Source organism: Streptomyces sp. CB03234 (assembly GCF_001905885.1).
Lineage (GTDB): Bacteria > Actinomycetota > Actinomycetes > Streptomycetales > Streptomycetaceae > Streptomyces.
Window position 1 is genome coordinate 320,110 of the sequence record NZ_LIYH01000004.1, and the last position, 14,442, is coordinate 334,551.

The 14,442-nt window shown below is 72.2% G+C and carries 8 protein-coding genes and 1 pseudogene; 6 read left to right on the forward strand and 3 right to left on the reverse strand.

Going from position 1 to position 14,442, the window contains the following annotated elements; genetic code table 11:
- Window positions 1–32: 32 nt before the first annotated feature.
- The gene (locus tag AMK26_RS18605) at window positions 33–6,482 is read right to left on the reverse strand and encodes a type I polyketide synthase (RefSeq protein WP_073755814.1); all 6,450 of its coding nucleotides are present in this window, start codon (window positions 6,480–6,482) and stop codon (window positions 33–35) included.
- A gap of 670 nt (window positions 6,483–7,152) precedes the next feature.
- Between AMK26_RS18605 and AMK26_RS18620 the strand changes: the two are divergent.
- From AMK26_RS18620 to AMK26_RS18625, 3 genes and pseudogenes are all read left to right on the forward strand, one after another.
- A pseudogene (locus tag AMK26_RS18620) lies at window positions 7,153–8,210 on the forward strand (LacI family DNA-binding transcriptional regulator).
- Between the two features lie 13 nt (window positions 8,211–8,223).
- Window positions 8,224–8,391 carry a hypothetical protein gene (locus AMK26_RS37335; protein WP_198944106.1) on the forward strand — a complete coding sequence of 56 codons (168 nt, stop codon included), beginning with the start codon at window positions 8,224–8,226 and terminating at the stop codon, window positions 8,389–8,391.
- Window positions 8,388–9,065, forward strand: a complete 678-nt coding sequence (locus AMK26_RS18625) for an alpha/beta fold hydrolase (protein ID WP_073755816.1) — start codon at window positions 8,388–8,390, stop codon at window positions 9,063–9,065. Before AMK26_RS37335 ends, AMK26_RS18625 begins: the two co-directional genes overlap by 4 nt.
- A 437-nt stretch (window positions 9,066–9,502) precedes the next feature.
- On the opposite strand, the gene AMK26_RS38710 is transcribed toward AMK26_RS18625, so the two are convergent.
- On the reverse strand, window positions 9,503–10,006 hold the full coding sequence (locus AMK26_RS38710) for an FAD-dependent oxidoreductase (RefSeq protein ID WP_443333176.1): 504 nt from the start codon (window positions 10,004–10,006) through the stop codon (window positions 9,503–9,505).
- A gap of 5 nt (window positions 10,007–10,011) precedes the next feature.
- Window positions 10,012–10,269, reverse strand: coding sequence for an NAD(P)-binding protein (locus tag AMK26_RS37825; RefSeq protein ID WP_241837959.1), 258 nt, complete (start codon window positions 10,267–10,269; stop codon window positions 10,012–10,014).
- A gap of 199 nt (window positions 10,270–10,468) precedes the next feature.
- On the opposite strand from AMK26_RS37825, the gene AMK26_RS18635 reads away from it, so the two are divergent.
- The 3 genes from AMK26_RS18635 to AMK26_RS18645 all read left to right on the forward strand — a co-directional run bounded on the left by AMK26_RS18635 (window position 10,469) and on the right by AMK26_RS18645 (window position 14,377).
- Complete coding sequence (locus AMK26_RS18635) at window positions 10,469–11,575, forward strand: MBL fold metallo-hydrolase (protein ID WP_079277665.1); 1,107 nt, start codon at window positions 10,469–10,471, stop codon at window positions 11,573–11,575.
- Between the two features lie 370 nt (window positions 11,576–11,945).
- Window positions 11,946–12,356 carry a DUF3995 domain-containing protein gene (locus tag AMK26_RS18640; RefSeq protein WP_241837960.1) on the forward strand — a complete coding sequence of 137 codons (411 nt, stop codon included), beginning with the start codon at window positions 11,946–11,948 and terminating at the stop codon, window positions 12,354–12,356.
- A 608-nt stretch (window positions 12,357–12,964) separates the two neighbouring features.
- On the forward strand, window positions 12,965–14,377 hold the full coding sequence (locus AMK26_RS18645; RefSeq protein WP_073755818.1) for a family 2B encapsulin nanocompartment shell protein: 1,413 nt from the start codon (window positions 12,965–12,967) through the stop codon (window positions 14,375–14,377).
- Window positions 14,378–14,442 lie beyond the last annotated feature (65 nt).

Sequence of the window (14,442 nt, forward strand, 5' to 3'; positions counted from 1 at the left end):
GCGGTTCGGGCGGGTACGGGCGGGCGGGGGTGTCAGCTGAGGGCGGCCGACGGGGCGGCGGCCGGTTCCGTCTCGGGACGAGCGGCGTCCTGCCCCTGTTCGGGGGCGAGGCGGGCCAGGAGGTAGCGGGTGAGCGCGGACGCCGTCGGGTGGGTCCACATCACCGTGGTCGGGATGTCGAGGGCCAGTTCGCGTTGCAGGCGGTTGCGCAGGGCGATGGCCATGAGGGAGTCCAGGCCGAGGGTGACCAGGGACGTGTTGGCGTCGAACCGGTCGGTTCCCAGCCGCAGCACCGCGGCGACGTGTTCGACGACCTGGGGCTGGAGGATCCGCTGACGCTCCTGGGGGCAGTCCGTCTCCCGCAGGGACTCCAGCAGGGCGCTGCGGGTGCCGGCGGAGTCCACGCCCGCTGCGGAAGCGGCCAGTTCGGCGAAGAAGGCGGTACGGGCGGTGGCGGGACAGGACTCCAGCCACCGCGCCAGGTCGACGGGCGTGTAAGCGGTGCGGTCGCGGTCGTGGGCGAGGATGCGCTCCAGGGCGGCGATGCCCTCCGCGGGCGTGATCATGGCGTAGCCGCGTTCCGCCATCCCGGCGCCGCGCCCCACTTCCGCCCACGGGCCCCAGTTGACGCAGGTGGCCGGCAGCCCCTGGGCCCGGCGCCAGGAGGTGAACTCGTCCAGCCAGGCGTTGGCGGCCGCGTACGCGCCCTGCCCTGGGTTGCCCAGCAGGGAGGCCGCGGAGGAGAAGGTGACCCACCAGTCGAGCTCCTGGCCGCCCGTGGCGTGGTGGAGCAACCAGGCCCCCGTCGCCTTGGGTCGCCAGACCCTCTCCAGGAGGGCGGGGGAGAGGTTGGCGACGGTGGCGTCCTCGACGACGGCCGCGGCGTGGACGACGCCGCGCAGCGGGTGGCCCGTGTCCAGGGCGGCCCGTACGAGGGTGTCGGCGACGCCCGGCTCGGCGAGGTCCCCGCGTACGACCTCGACGCGGGTGCCGTAGCCGGCGGTGATGGCCTCGAGGGCGGTGCGGGCGGCCGGGGTGGGGGCGCCGCGGGAGGTGAGCACGACGGCCGCGGCGCCTCGTTCGGCCAGCCACCGGGCGACCAGGAGCCCCAGTCCGCCGAGCCCGCCCGTGACCAGGTAGCTCGCGTCGGGCCGTACGACGGGCACGTCCTCCGGTCGCACGGGCAGGGTGTCGGTGCCCTCGGCGGGCCAGGTGAGGACGAGTTTGCCGGTGTGCCGGGCGGAGGCCATGGTGTGGAAGGCCGAGGCCGCCTCGGTGACGGGATGTTCGGTGACGGGCAGCAGCGGAAGGGTGCCGTCCGCGAGCATGCCGGCCAGTTCGCGGTAGCCCTCGGCGAGCAGGTCCGGGGCCTGCCGCATCATCATCAGCACGTCGACGCCGGCGAAGGTGACGTTGCGGCGGAAGGGCAGCAGGCCGAGACGGGTGTTGGCGTAGATGTCCCGCTTGCCGAGTTCGAGGAACCGGCCCCGGTGCGCCAGCAGGCCGAGACCGGCGGACTGGGCGGGACCGGTGAGGGAGTTGAGTACGACGTCGACGCCGCGACCGCCGGTGAGGTCGCGCACCTGGTCGGCGAAGTCCAGGGTGCGGGAGTCCATGACGTGCCGGACGCCCAGGCCACGCAGGTACGCCCGCTTGGCCTCGCTGCCCGCGGTGGCCAGCACTTCCGCGCCACAGGCCCGCGCGAGGTTCAGCGCGGCCAGACCGGTGCCGCCGCTCGCCGAGTGGATGAGCACCTTCTCCCCGCGCCGGAGCCGGGCCAGGTGCCGCAGGGCGTACCAGGCGGTCAGGTAGGCGCAGGGAAGGCCGGCGGCGTCCTGCGCGCTCACCCCGTCCGGCACCGGCAGGAGGCAGTCGGCGCGGACGGTCGCGAAGGAGGACATGACGGTGGACTGGGCCGTCTCCACGAACATCGCGGCGACCCGGTCGCCCTCCCGCACGTCCTGCACGCCGTCGCCGACGGCGGTGACGACGCCCGCGCCGTCGAACGCGCAGACGTCCTCGCGCTCCTCGCCCGCGCTGAAGCGCTGGTAGACGCCCATGGCCTGGAGCACGTTGATGAAGTTGACGCTGGTGGCGTCGGTCCGCACTTCGACCTCGCCCGGTCCGGGCCGGCGGCGGGACTGGGCGACGAACTCGAAGGAGTCCAGGTCACCGGGGCGCGCCAGGTGCAGGGCCACCCGGGCGCGGGCGCGGTCGACCGTGGTCCGGCGACGCTCCCGCTCGTCCAGCGGGGCGCCCCGCAGCCGTGCCAGGTGACGTGTCCCGTTCCGGTACGCGATCTCGTCCTGCTCGGCGGGGCAGGACAGCAGCTCGGCGGCCACGTCCATGACCGGTGTCCGCGGGTCGATGTCCAGGACGCCGGGCCGCAGTTCGGGGTGCTCGTAGCTCAGGACCCGTACCAGCCCGCGCAGACCCGCCTGTCCCAGGTCCGGCCGGTCCTCGGGGGTGACCTGTTGCGCGCCGGCGGTGACGGTCCACAGACGCGGCGCAGCCTCACCGTCAGCGGCCTGCGCCAGCGTGCGGGCCGTTTCCACCAGGCGGGCGACCTGCTCCCGGGCCCGGCGGTCCGGTGCGGTACCCCCGGAGGCCGGCAGGTACGCCACCGCCTGCGGCGCCGGCACGACGGGCTCGGTGCCGCCCGCCGGGGTGAGGGTACGGACGTCCACCGCCGCGCCCCGCTCCGCCAGGGCCTCGCCCAGCTCTGTCGCGTACGTCTCGCGCCCGGGTTCCGCCAGCAGAATCCAGCTTCCGTCCGCCGGTTGCGGGGCGGGGCGCTCGGAGGGCTCCCAGGACGCCCGGAGCAGACGGCCGGCGAAGCGCTCATCGGCGCTCTCGGCGGGTACGTGGCGGAACTCCACCCCCGTGGCGTCCGCGATCACCGATCCGTCGTCGGCCCACAGCCGGAAGTCCGCCGTGTACCGGTCGCCGTCCAGCAGCCGGAGTGTGACCAGGCAGTAGCCGCTGAGCGGGACCGCTCCGTACAGCCGGAGCGCCTCGATGTGCCGGGGGAGGATGCCACCGGCGGGCACGGCGCCGGTGCGCAGGACGGCGCCCGCGACCGCCTGGAGGCAGGTGTCCAGCGCGACGGGATGGCAGTGGAGCGCCTGCGCGCCGCCCCGGCCCTCGTCCGGCACGCGCACACGCGCCAGGAGGCGGGCGCCCGCGCGGTCCGCAGGCGTCCCGTCCGCGTACAGGGCCTGGAGGCCGAGGAACGGCGGGCCGTGGTGTACGCCGCGCTCCTCCCGCATCTGGCGGTAGACGTCCGCCGCGTCCACGGGGTGCGGGAACTCCGCCTGCAGGCGCTGCGGGTCGCAGCCCTCCGGGACGGGGTCCCCTTCCGGCGTGACGTGCAGGCACGCCCGCGCGTGCTGGACGGACGTACCGTCGGAGGCCGTGCTGACCACCCGCCAGCGGGCCGTGCCGGCGCCGGCCGCCTCGGCGGTGGCGGTGACGGGAGTGCCGTCGGACGCCGGCAGCAGCAGCCGTTCCAGGTCGATGCCGGTGACGCGCAGGCGTTCCGGGCCGGTGGCGTACAGGTCGGCGGCGGCGGCGACGGCCATTTCGCACAGGGCGGCACCAGGCACCACGACCACGTCGTTGACGCGGTGCGCGTCCAGCCAGGGCAGCGTCGTCGGGGTGACGCGGGTCTGCCACAGGTGGCGTCCCTCGCCGTCGGGGTCCGCGGTGTGCGGCCCGGTGAGCGGGTGCGCGGCGGGGGAGGAGTGCGCCCCGGCCGACTGCCGCAGCGGGGACGGATCGACGACGTACCGCGTGCGCTCCCAGGTGGTCGGCGGTACGTCGGCCAGGGCGCCGTCTCCGTAGCGGCCGGCCCAGTCCAGCGGGTGGCCGACGCAGTGCAGCGCCGCCACATGGGTGTGGAACGCCAGCGCGTCGTCGGTGTCGCGCAGCAGCGAGGGCACGACCGCGGTGTCGGTGTGGCCGTGCGCGGCGAGCGTGGCCTGCACCGGGCCGGCCAGCACCGGATGGGGGCCGATCTCGACGAACAGCCGGTGACCGTCCTCGGCCGCGGCCCGCACCGCGTCGGCGAAGCGCACCACCCGGCGGAGGTTGTCCGACCAGTAGGCGGCGTCGAAGGCGGCATGTTCGCGCGGGTCGTCGGTGGCGGTGCTGTAGAAGACCGCTGTTGGCTGCCCGCCGGTGACGTCGGCGAGCGCGTCGGCGAGGTCGGGCAGGATGGGGTCCATGTGGGCGGTGTGCGAGGCGACGTCCACCTCGATGACGCGTACGCCCACGCCGCGCGCGTCCCACTCCTCGGCGAGACGGCGGATACGGTCGGCGTCCCCGCCGATGACGGTGTTCTCCGGCGACGCGACGACCGCGACGCTCACCCCCCGCACGTCCTGTTCCGCCAGCAGCCGTTCGACCTCGGCACGGCTCAGGGCGACCGAAGCCATCAGGCCCTGCCCGGCGGTCCGCAGGATCAGGCGCGACCGGCGGCAGATGACCCGTACCCCGTCCCGTACGCCCAACGCGCCCGCGGCCACGGCGGCGGCCACCTCTCCCATGGAGTGGCCGATCACGGCCGCCGGTTCGACGCCGTGGGACCGCCACATCGCCGCCAGACCCAACTGGATGGCGAAGATCACGGGCTGTACCCGGTCGAACCCGGTCACCACCTCCGGGCGGCGCAGGGTCTCACGGAGGGAGAAGCCGGACTCCTCGGCGACCAGCGGTTCGAGTTCGTCGATGACCTTGGTGAACTCCGGGTCCCGGTCCAGCAGTTGCCGGCACATGCCCGCCCACTGCGAGCCGTGCCCCGAGAAGACCCACACCACGCCCTGTCCTGCGTCCGGCAGTACCGCCCTGCCGGTCGCCACCCCGGCGGACGGCGCGGTCCCGGCCGCCAGTTCCTCCAGCCGTGCCACCAGCTCCGCCCGCTCGGCGGCGACGACGGCGGCCCGTTCCCGGGCGGGGGAGCGACGCACGGCCAGCGTGTGCGCCACATCGCTCAGCGGGACCTGTGCCCCCTCTCCCCTCAGCCACTGGGCCAGGCGGTCGGCCGCGGACCGCAGGGCCACGGGCGTGCCGGCGGACAGCGGGAACACGCGCGGGGCTTCGCCGTCCCGGGCCTGGCGGGAACCGCCGGGCGTCACCGGAGGGGCGGTGCGCCGGGCGGGGGACGGCGCGGGAGGCTGCTCCAGCACGACGTGCACGTTGGTGCCACTGATACCGAAGGAGGACACCGCGGCCAGCCGGGTACCGTCCCGCACCGGCCAGTCGGTCGTGTCGGTGGGCACGAACAGCCGGGTGCCATCGGCGTCGATCTGCGGGTTCCAGTCCCGGAAGTGCAGGCTGGCCGGCACCATGCCCTGGCGCAGGGACGCGATGGCCTTCAGCAGACCCGCCACGCCCGACACCGGTTCGGTGTGGCCGATGTTCGTCTTCACCGAACCCAGCGCGCACCGGTCGCGGCCCTTGCCGTAGACCGCGGCGACCGCCGCGAACTCGATGGGGTCGCCCACCGCGGTGCCCGGGCCGTGCGCCTCCACCATGCCGACGTCACCGGCCTCGACGCCCGCGCGCTCCAGCGCCAGACGGTAGAGGTCGATCTGCGCGGGCTCCGAGGGCGCGCTCAGCCGCGTGCCCCGCCCGTTCTGGTTGACCGCCGTGCCGCGCAGCACCGCGAGCACCCGGTCCCCGTCCCGTACCGCGTCCGAAAGACGCTTGAGTACGACGACGCCGCAGCCCTCTCCGCGTACGTAACCGTCGGCGGCGGCGTCGAAGGCGTGGCAGCGGCCGGTGGGGGAGAACACGCCCCACAGCGCGGGGGCGATGACCCCCTCCGGCCCCAGTGTCAGCATGGCGGCCCCGGCGAGGGCGACGTCCGACTCGCCGGTCCGCAGGCTCTGGCAGGCGGAGTGGACGGCGACCAGTCCGGAGGCGCAGGCGCTCTCCACGACGACCTGAGGGCCTCTGAGGTTCAGCATGAACCCCACGCGGCCGGGACCGATGCTGTCGAAACCGGTGTACATCGCGTACGCGTTGACCTCTTCGAGAGGCCGCTGTACACGCAGCATGTAGTCCTTCTGGTAGACCCCGAAGAACATGCCCGTCGGTGTGCCCGACAGCCGCTGGGCCGGAATGCCGGCGTGCTCGATGGCCTCCCAGACCACCTCGGACAGCAACCGGTGCTCCGGATCCACCCAGGGCGCCTCCTGCGCGTTGATCCCGAAGAACTCCGGCTCGTAGGCGTACACGTCGTCGTCCAGGAAGCAGCCGTAGCGCAGCCGGGCCGCGACCTGAGCCGGAAGACCGGCCAGTTCCGCCTGCTCCCACCGCTCACCGGGCACCTCGCGCACCGTCTCCCGACGCGCCATCAACAACCGCCACAGCGAGGTGAGGGAGCGGACCTCACCGGGGAACCGGCAGGCGGCTCCGACGACCGCGACCGGCTCGTCCTGACCCGCACCGGGAGCATCGATGCCGGGTTGTGCATGCATGGGGGTCCATCCTTCACCACGAGGAAACCGGGAGGCGGCCGGGCTTACGGCACGCTTTCCGCCACGCCTTTTTTTTCAGATCGAATCCTGCGAGGCACTGGCCATTCCGGCATGGGGCAGGGCATAGGCCAAGGACATACGCGCTGCGAGCGGTAGCGCGTTGGGAAATACCCGCACCCCAACGCACCGGGTTCCACCGCTTGGGCGGGCTCTTAGCGGATCATCTGCGTCGAGGGCGGCAAGACCGTCATGACTACTCGGTGTGATGGTTCTCGATGGGTGGTGGGCCTGCCTGGACAGGGCCGGGACGGGGGACGCCACATCCGTCCACTTCCTCGACAACGTTGTCCACGTCATGCCGACCCTCACCTGGAGCGATGTGACCAACCCGCCCGTCCGCCGCCCCGAAGCACGCCCGCCCCGGGGACCCACCACGAGGATCCATGAGATGACCGCTGCCCAGAAGACCCGCGCCGCAGCGCCGGCCGCCGGCCCGCGAAGGACCTTCTCCTCCAGGCCGACCGGCTGGACGCCGACGCCCGCACCGACCACGGACGTGTGACCCTGCTGCCCGGCGAGAGCGCCACCTGGCGGGTCACCGGCTGGACCCGGCCCGGCGCGGAGGCCGCCCGCGCGGCCCTGTTCTGCGTCAACGGCCGCGGAGCCGTACGTGAGTGAGGCCCGGGCACGCCGGACCGGGCGTGTCACGATCAGAGACGTGGCGGCCCGGGCGGGGGTGTCCCGAGGCGCCGTGTCCCTGGCCTTCAACAATCGCCCCGGTGTCTCGGAGGCCACGCGTGAACGCATCATGGCGGCGGTCGCCGAGCTGGGCTGGGTGCCGAACCAGGCCGCGAAGAAGCTGTCCGGCGCGGCGACCGGCGCGGCGGACACCGTCGGCCTGGTCGTCGCCCGCCCCGCACGACAGCTCGGACTCGAACCGTTCTACATGGAGTCCATCTCCGGGGTCGAGTCCGTCCTGGAAGAGCACGAGTGCTCACTGCTGCTGCACCTCGTACGGGACACCGCGCAGGAGATCGCCGTCCACCGCGCGTGGTGGCAGGCCCGCCGGACAGCCGGCTCCATCCTGGTCGACATCCAGCGGAACGATCCCCGGATCACCGAACTGGCGGCGATCGGGCTGCCGGCCGTCGCGGTCGGCCATCCGTCCCTGACCGGCGGCTTCACCTCGGTGTGGACCGACGACGCGGCCGCCGTGCACGAGGCGGTCCGCTACCTCGCCGCCCTCGGGCACCGGCGGATAGCGCGGGTGGGCGGCCACGCGGCGCTCGGGCACACCATGATCCGTACCGAAGCGCTGAACGCGATCGTGGCGGAACTCGGGCTGGAGCCGGCCCGCAGCCTCACCACCGACTACTCTGGCGAACAGGGTGCCCGGGCCACCCGCTCGCTCCTCGCGTCCCCGCAACGGCCCACGGCGATCGTCTACGACAACGACATCATCGCGGTCGCGGGTCTGTCGGTGGCAGCCGAGATGGGCCTGAGCGTACCGAGGGACATCAGCCTGATCGCCTGGGACGACTCGCAGTTGTGCCAGCTCACGCACCCGACCCTGTCCGCCATGAGCCACGACGTGTTCGGCTTCGGCGCCGACGTGACCCGTCGGCTGTTCGACGTCGCCACCGCCGCAACCCGTCGTCCGGCCCGGTGGCGACCCCCGTACTGCTGCCGCGCGGCAGCAGCGCGCCCCCGCCGGACACCACCGGCTGACGGCGACCGGGCCTTGGAACCGCGACTGCTGCTCCGTCCCGCCGGCGAGGCGCGGCTGACGCCCGGCCCGGCACTCCGCCCCGGCGCCGCCCCGTTCGTACCGGCCGAGCGCCCCTGCGGGGCGGTCGGCGCGGGAGCGGTGCCCTACCGCGCCGGCGTCCCCCTCGGTGCGGCCCCGTGAGGCTCGCGACCCGGGTCTGGGGGGACGGCCCGCGCACGGCCGTACTGGTGCACGGCATCATGACGGACTCCCGCAGCTGGCGTGGTGTCGCCCCGGCGCTCGCCGAGCGCGGGTACCGGGTCGTGGCCGTCGACCTGCGCGGCCACGGCGCGAGCGGCCCCGCCGGCACCTACACCCCCGCCGCGCTCGCCGCCGACCTGCTCGAAACCTTGCCTCCGGCCCCCGACCTGGCCCTCGCCCACTCGCTGGGCTCGGCCGCCCTGCTGCTCGCCGTACCCGCGCTCCGCTGTTTCCGCGCGGTCCACTGCGACCCCGGGTGGCTGCGCCGGCCCCGGGACCTGGACGCCCTGCGCGCGGTCAGGCACGCCACCTGGCAGGAGCTGCGTACCGCACACCCCCGCTGGCACGACGACGACATCACCACCGAACTGCGAGCCCTCGCCACCTGGGACCCGGCGTCCGTCGTCGCCCTCCGCCACCTGCCCGGCCTGCCGGGCGCCCCGGCCGTCCGCTCGCTGGTCCTGCTCGCCGACCCGAGCGAGCGGATCCCGCCCGCCGAGGCCACGACGCTACGCCGCAGTGGCTGGCAGGTGCTCACGGTGGACGGTGCGGGGCACAGCGTCTACCGTGACGATCCGGCCGGCTTCCTCCACGGCCTGCGCGGCTGGCTGTGACCGGCCGGTGGGGTAGCGCGACGGCGTCTTGTCGACGACGCAGCGTGCCTCGCGGACGGTGGCCGGCTGAAGGCCGGGCACCAGCAGGCGCATCATCCGCCGGAGGAAGCGGGCCTGCTCCGGTGTGATCCTCTCCTCGGCGTACCAGATTCGCACGTCCTGCGCCGTTCGCAGCTCCTGCACGACGGGCTGCATCGCGGGCCCGACCCGCATGTACCACCTGCCGTCCGGGTACGGAACCGGCGGCATCAGATACGCGGACATGTTGTCGTTGCCCGAGTCCTCGGGGTCGATGGTCACGACGGTGGGAAGCCCCCGGAACCGCTCGCGCCTTCGTCCACCTCGAAGAGCAGGTTGGGCTCCGTGAAGACCTGGAGGGCGAGGGCGAGGCCTGACGGGCAGAGCGCGACTGTGGTTGACCAGGGAGCCGGCAGCGATCACCACCTTCTCGGCCCTGATACGGGACTGGTCCGCACCCTCCGCCCCCACCTCCCAGGGCGCGCCCCTGCCGTCTCTGCCCATGGCGGCCACGGCTCCGCGCCGAAGCCGCGCCCCGGACGCCGCGCCAGGTCCAGCTGGGCCTTCACCAGCTGCCTCGGGCTGAGATGACCAGCGCTCTTGCGCTCCAGGAGCCCTTCCACACCACCGGCCAGAGGCGGCGGTTCCAGGCCGGGGAACTCCTCGCGCAGGTCCGCGCCCGACATCCGCTCCACGGCGACACCGGCGTCCTCGCTCGCGCGGAGCATGGCATCGGTACGGCAGCGCATGGACCCCGCCACCAGAGCGAGAGCACCGCATTCGCTGAAGAACGCGACGCCGGACTCGGCCTCGATGTCCCGGTAGCGTGCTGCCGAGCGGGTGTCCAGAGCGCCCCAGACACGGTCCCATCCCAGGCGCCGCGCGATCCGGGACTCGTCGTGGTGGGCGCCGAACTCCGGCAGGGCGGCTACGGCGCGGCGGTCCGGCTCCCGGGACCGATCACCACGACATCGGCTCCCGCACGGCTCAGATACTTGGCTGCGGCCGAGCCGAACATGCCGGCTCCGACAACCACCACCTCGGCATGTCTGGCATGTCCCTCCTCATCGGCCATGCGCGGGGAACGCGTCGAATTGTTCCTGAGACCAAGGCCCTGCGATACGCCGCAATCAGTCTCGTCGATTCCGCCACTCGGGCTCTCGCGCGACGCGGCGAGGTTCACCACGCCCGGCGACGCTGTCCGCCGCGGGCCGATACCGGGTCAGGCTGACGACCGGCGTACGACTCGCTGTGGGAACCGACGACAAGCGGTCCGGATTCGGTCCCCGGTCTCGTACGAACCGTTGATGTCCCCCGGAATCGCACATTGCTCTACTTGAGCCGCCCCCCGCCGCCGCTCACCTGCCTCTCCCCAAGGAACGATCATGAGCGTCCTGCGCAGTACCAAGAAAGCGGAACCCACGACCGTCGGTTCCGGATCCGCCGCCCATTCCACGATCGCCCGGCGCCCCCTGCTCGGAGGAGCGGCGGCCCTGTCCCTGGGTCTCCTCGGCTGTACGTCTAACGGCTCCAAGGAGCAGCCCGTACCGGCCGCCCGGGCAACCGCGGCAGAGGGGAAGCCCCCGGTCGTGAAGGTCTACCTCCTCGGCACCGGGGGGCCGGAGATGTCGACCACGCGCAAGGGCATGTCCACCCTCGTCGAGGCCGGAGGCCGGCGGTTGCTCTTCGACGTGGGGCGCGGGGCGACCCAGAACATGTACGAGTCGCGGGTCAATCCGAAGGGCGTCACCAAAGTCTTCCTGACCCACCTCCACAACGACCACTACGAGGACCTGCCGAGCCTCTGGCTCAACCCGTGGTTCATGCTCGGGCGGACCGAGCGACTGGAGGTCTGGGGACCTCCGGGGACCGCGGGGATGGTCACCGGCATGCGGGCGATGTACGCCCATGACCTGGAGCACCGCTCGAACGACCTCTTCAAGCAGGAATACCTCGACATCCGCGTCCACGAGATACGGCCCGGGGTCGTGTACGACAAGGGCGGCAGCAAGGTCACCGCCTTCACGGTCGAGCACAAGGACGGCAACCCGGCCTACGGCTACCGCTTCGATCACGCGGGCAAGTCCGTGCTGCTCTCCGGGGACACCACCTACCACCGGAACGTCGTCGAGCACGGCAAGGGCGTGGACGTCCTCATTCACAACGTCATCGCCTTCGACGAGGAGCTGACCAGGTCGGGCAAGCTCAAGGCCGTCGAGGAGAAACTCACCACCCCGGAGCAGGCCGCGCGGGTGTTCTCCGAGGCCCGGCCGAAGGCCGCCGTCTTCTCTCACATCGCCAAGAAGGGCCTGCACGGCAAGGCAGGCGACGACGTCATCATGTCCCGCACCCGGAAGGCCGGTTACGCCGGGCCGCTCCACATGGGTCTGGACCGTATGACCGTCGAGATCAGAGCCGACGCCGTCGACGTCAGGGAGCCGATCCCCACCGCCGGCCTGCCGGAACTGGACAGCCCCGAGACCCGGCTCTGAGGCACGGCCGCCGGGTGGTCAACGCCACGCCGCCTGCGTGTCTCGGCAGAGGGCAGCGCCTCCCACCTGCCCGAGGAATGCCGCGCTGCAAACGGCGTCACAGGGCGAGGCGGCGGTGGCAGCCGGCCGGTTGCGATGCCCCGCTGGCGGCCACCTGGCGCGCCGGTCGTGTCAACTCTCCTGGTAGCGCGTCGACTTGCTGCCGGGCAGCGATGTGAACCACTTGGTACCCCGCGCCCGCGGGTCCCTCGCCCCGCCGCGTAACATCATGCACGCGAAGGCGAGGGGGCGGTGCTGCCGCCGAACTGGTTTCGCTCACGCTCGGTCATGTGAGGTGGAGGAACAGGATATGGTCCGCACCGTTGCCCCCATGACCTTGGCGATCGTCCTGACGGCAATCGGAGTGTTGCATTTCGTCTGGGTGTTCTCACCTTGGCCGTTCAAAGACGTGATGACGTTCACCAGGACGATCGGTGGCAGCGACGACGGCGTGATGCCGCCGGTACCGAGCACCGTGCTCGTGGGGCTGGCATTGATCGGTGGCGCTGTGCTCACCCTCATGGTCAATGAGTCCATCCCGGGGATCGGACCGGCATGGCTGCGGTTGGTGGGTATGTACGGCCTGACGGTGGTTCTGCTCGCCCGCGGCCTGGGTGGGTACTTCATGAACTCTTCAGCCGCCGTCGAATTCCAGCGGCTGAACACTTTCCTGTACTCGCCGTTGTGTGTGGCACTCGCCACTCTCAGCGGCACCGTCGCGGTAGCGGCGACCAGGCGTTAACCGCGCCGCTGCGTGACGCTTCGCCAGTTGCCCCTGGCGCCGTCATTGGTACAGCTGAGTCAGGACGACCGGGTCAGGCGTCCAGGGGCGCCGGGCGGGGCCGTCGTCGTCCCGACGGACGTGCCCGAACATGGTCGGCGGACCGGGCGGGATCGTGATCGAAGGCTGAGGACCCGCGTCCGGGGCGGTGCGGGATGACCGGGCCGGTGCCCCGGGTAGCCGCCGACCGCTCACCATGGCTGTGCCGAGTGCGGCCTTGGCGCGTAATCGCTCGGAGCCGCTTGCGCACCGGACGTGGGGAAGTGCTTGCTCATCGCCCTCACCGGCCCTCAGTTGCTGCTGGCTGATGGGTAGTCAGGTCACGTGCAGGGGGAGGGGAGAGGGCGGCGCGTGCTCTGTCCGGATGTCGTCGGTCGGCCGGATAAACCCGCGTGAACCAAGATCACTGAATCGAGGTAATGCCAACGGCCTCATCGGGCGGGCGAGGCGTATCGGCCGTTAGTGTTCCCCGGGATCTGGACGGATCCCACAGATCACTTCTCTTTCTCCTCTTTCACCGGTCGGCGCGCGCACGCCGATCACCACCATTGCCAAGGAGAGCTCGTCCGATGACCGTTGAGACCAGCCCGGAAGTACCGACGGAGCCGCCCCAGCAGTCCAGCCTGAGCACCGCGGCTGCGCGCAATCTTGCCACCACGACCAAGTCCGCACCGCAGATGCAGGAGATCACCTCTCGCTGGCTGCTGCGGATGCTCCCTTGGGTGGAGACCAAGGGCGGCACCTACCGGGTGAACCGCCGGCTGACCTACACCGTCGGCGACGGGCAGATCGAGTTCGTCCAGGATGGTGCCGACGTCCGGGTGATCCCCCGTGAGCTGGGCGAACTGGCCTTGCTGCGCGGCTTCGACGACGTGGAGGTGCTGACCGCGATCGCCGGCCGGTGCGTCCAGCGCGACTTCCGGGCCGGTGAGGTGCTGGCCGAGCGAGGCGCCCCCGCCGACCGGATCCACCTGATCGCCCACGGCCGGATCAACCAGACCTCCGTCGGCAAGTACGGCGACGAGGTCACCGTCGCCGTACTCGCCGACGGCGACCGGTTCGGTGAGAACGCCCTGCTGGACGCCGACGCCACCTGGGACTGCACCGCCACCGCCGAGACCTCCGGCACCCTGCTCACCCTCTCCCGCGCCGACTTCGCCGCCGTGCTGTCCGCGGCGCCGAGCCTCCAGGGCCACATCGAGCGGTTCAGCTCGCTGCCCCATCAGCGGCAGAACCGTCACGGCGAGGCCGAGATCGCGATGTCGGCCGGCCACACCGGTGAAGTCGAGCTGCCGGGCGCCTTCGTCGACTACGAGCTCAACCCGCGCGAGTACGAACTCTCCGTCGCCCAGACCGTTCTGCGGGTCCACACGAGGGTCGCCGACCTCTACAACGGCCCGATGAACCAGACCGAGGAGCAGCTCAGGCTCACCATCGAGGCGCTGCGTGAGCGCCAGGAACATGAACTGATCAACAACCGGGAGTTCGGCCTGCTCCACAACGCCGCCTTCAAACAGCGGATCCAGCCCCACTCCGGCCCGCCCACCCCGGACGACCTCGACGAGCTGCTCTGCCGCCGCCGTGGCACCAAGCTCTTCCTCGCCCACCCCAGGACGATCGCGGCGATCGGGCGGGAGTGGAACGCCCGCGGGCTCTACCCGGATCACGTCGACGTCGGCGGGCAGCACGTCCCGGCCTGGCGCGGCGTCCCGATCCTGCCCTGCAACAAGATCCCCATCAGCAAGGAGAACACCAGCTCGATCCTCGCCATGCGAACGGGTGAGGACAACCAGGGTGTCATCGGTCTGCGTCAGACCGGCCTGCCGGAGGAGTACGAGCCGGGCCTGTCGGTGCGCTTCATGGGCATCAGCGAGCAGGCGATCATCTCGTACCTGGTCACCACCTACTACTCCGCCGCCATCCTGGTGCCCGACGCGCTCGGCGTGTTGGAAAACGTGCAGATCGCTCGAAGGCGAGACTAGGGGCCCGGTCCAACGGCCACAAAGGCCCTGACCCTCCCGGGCCGGGCAAGCACGCCCGGGATCCG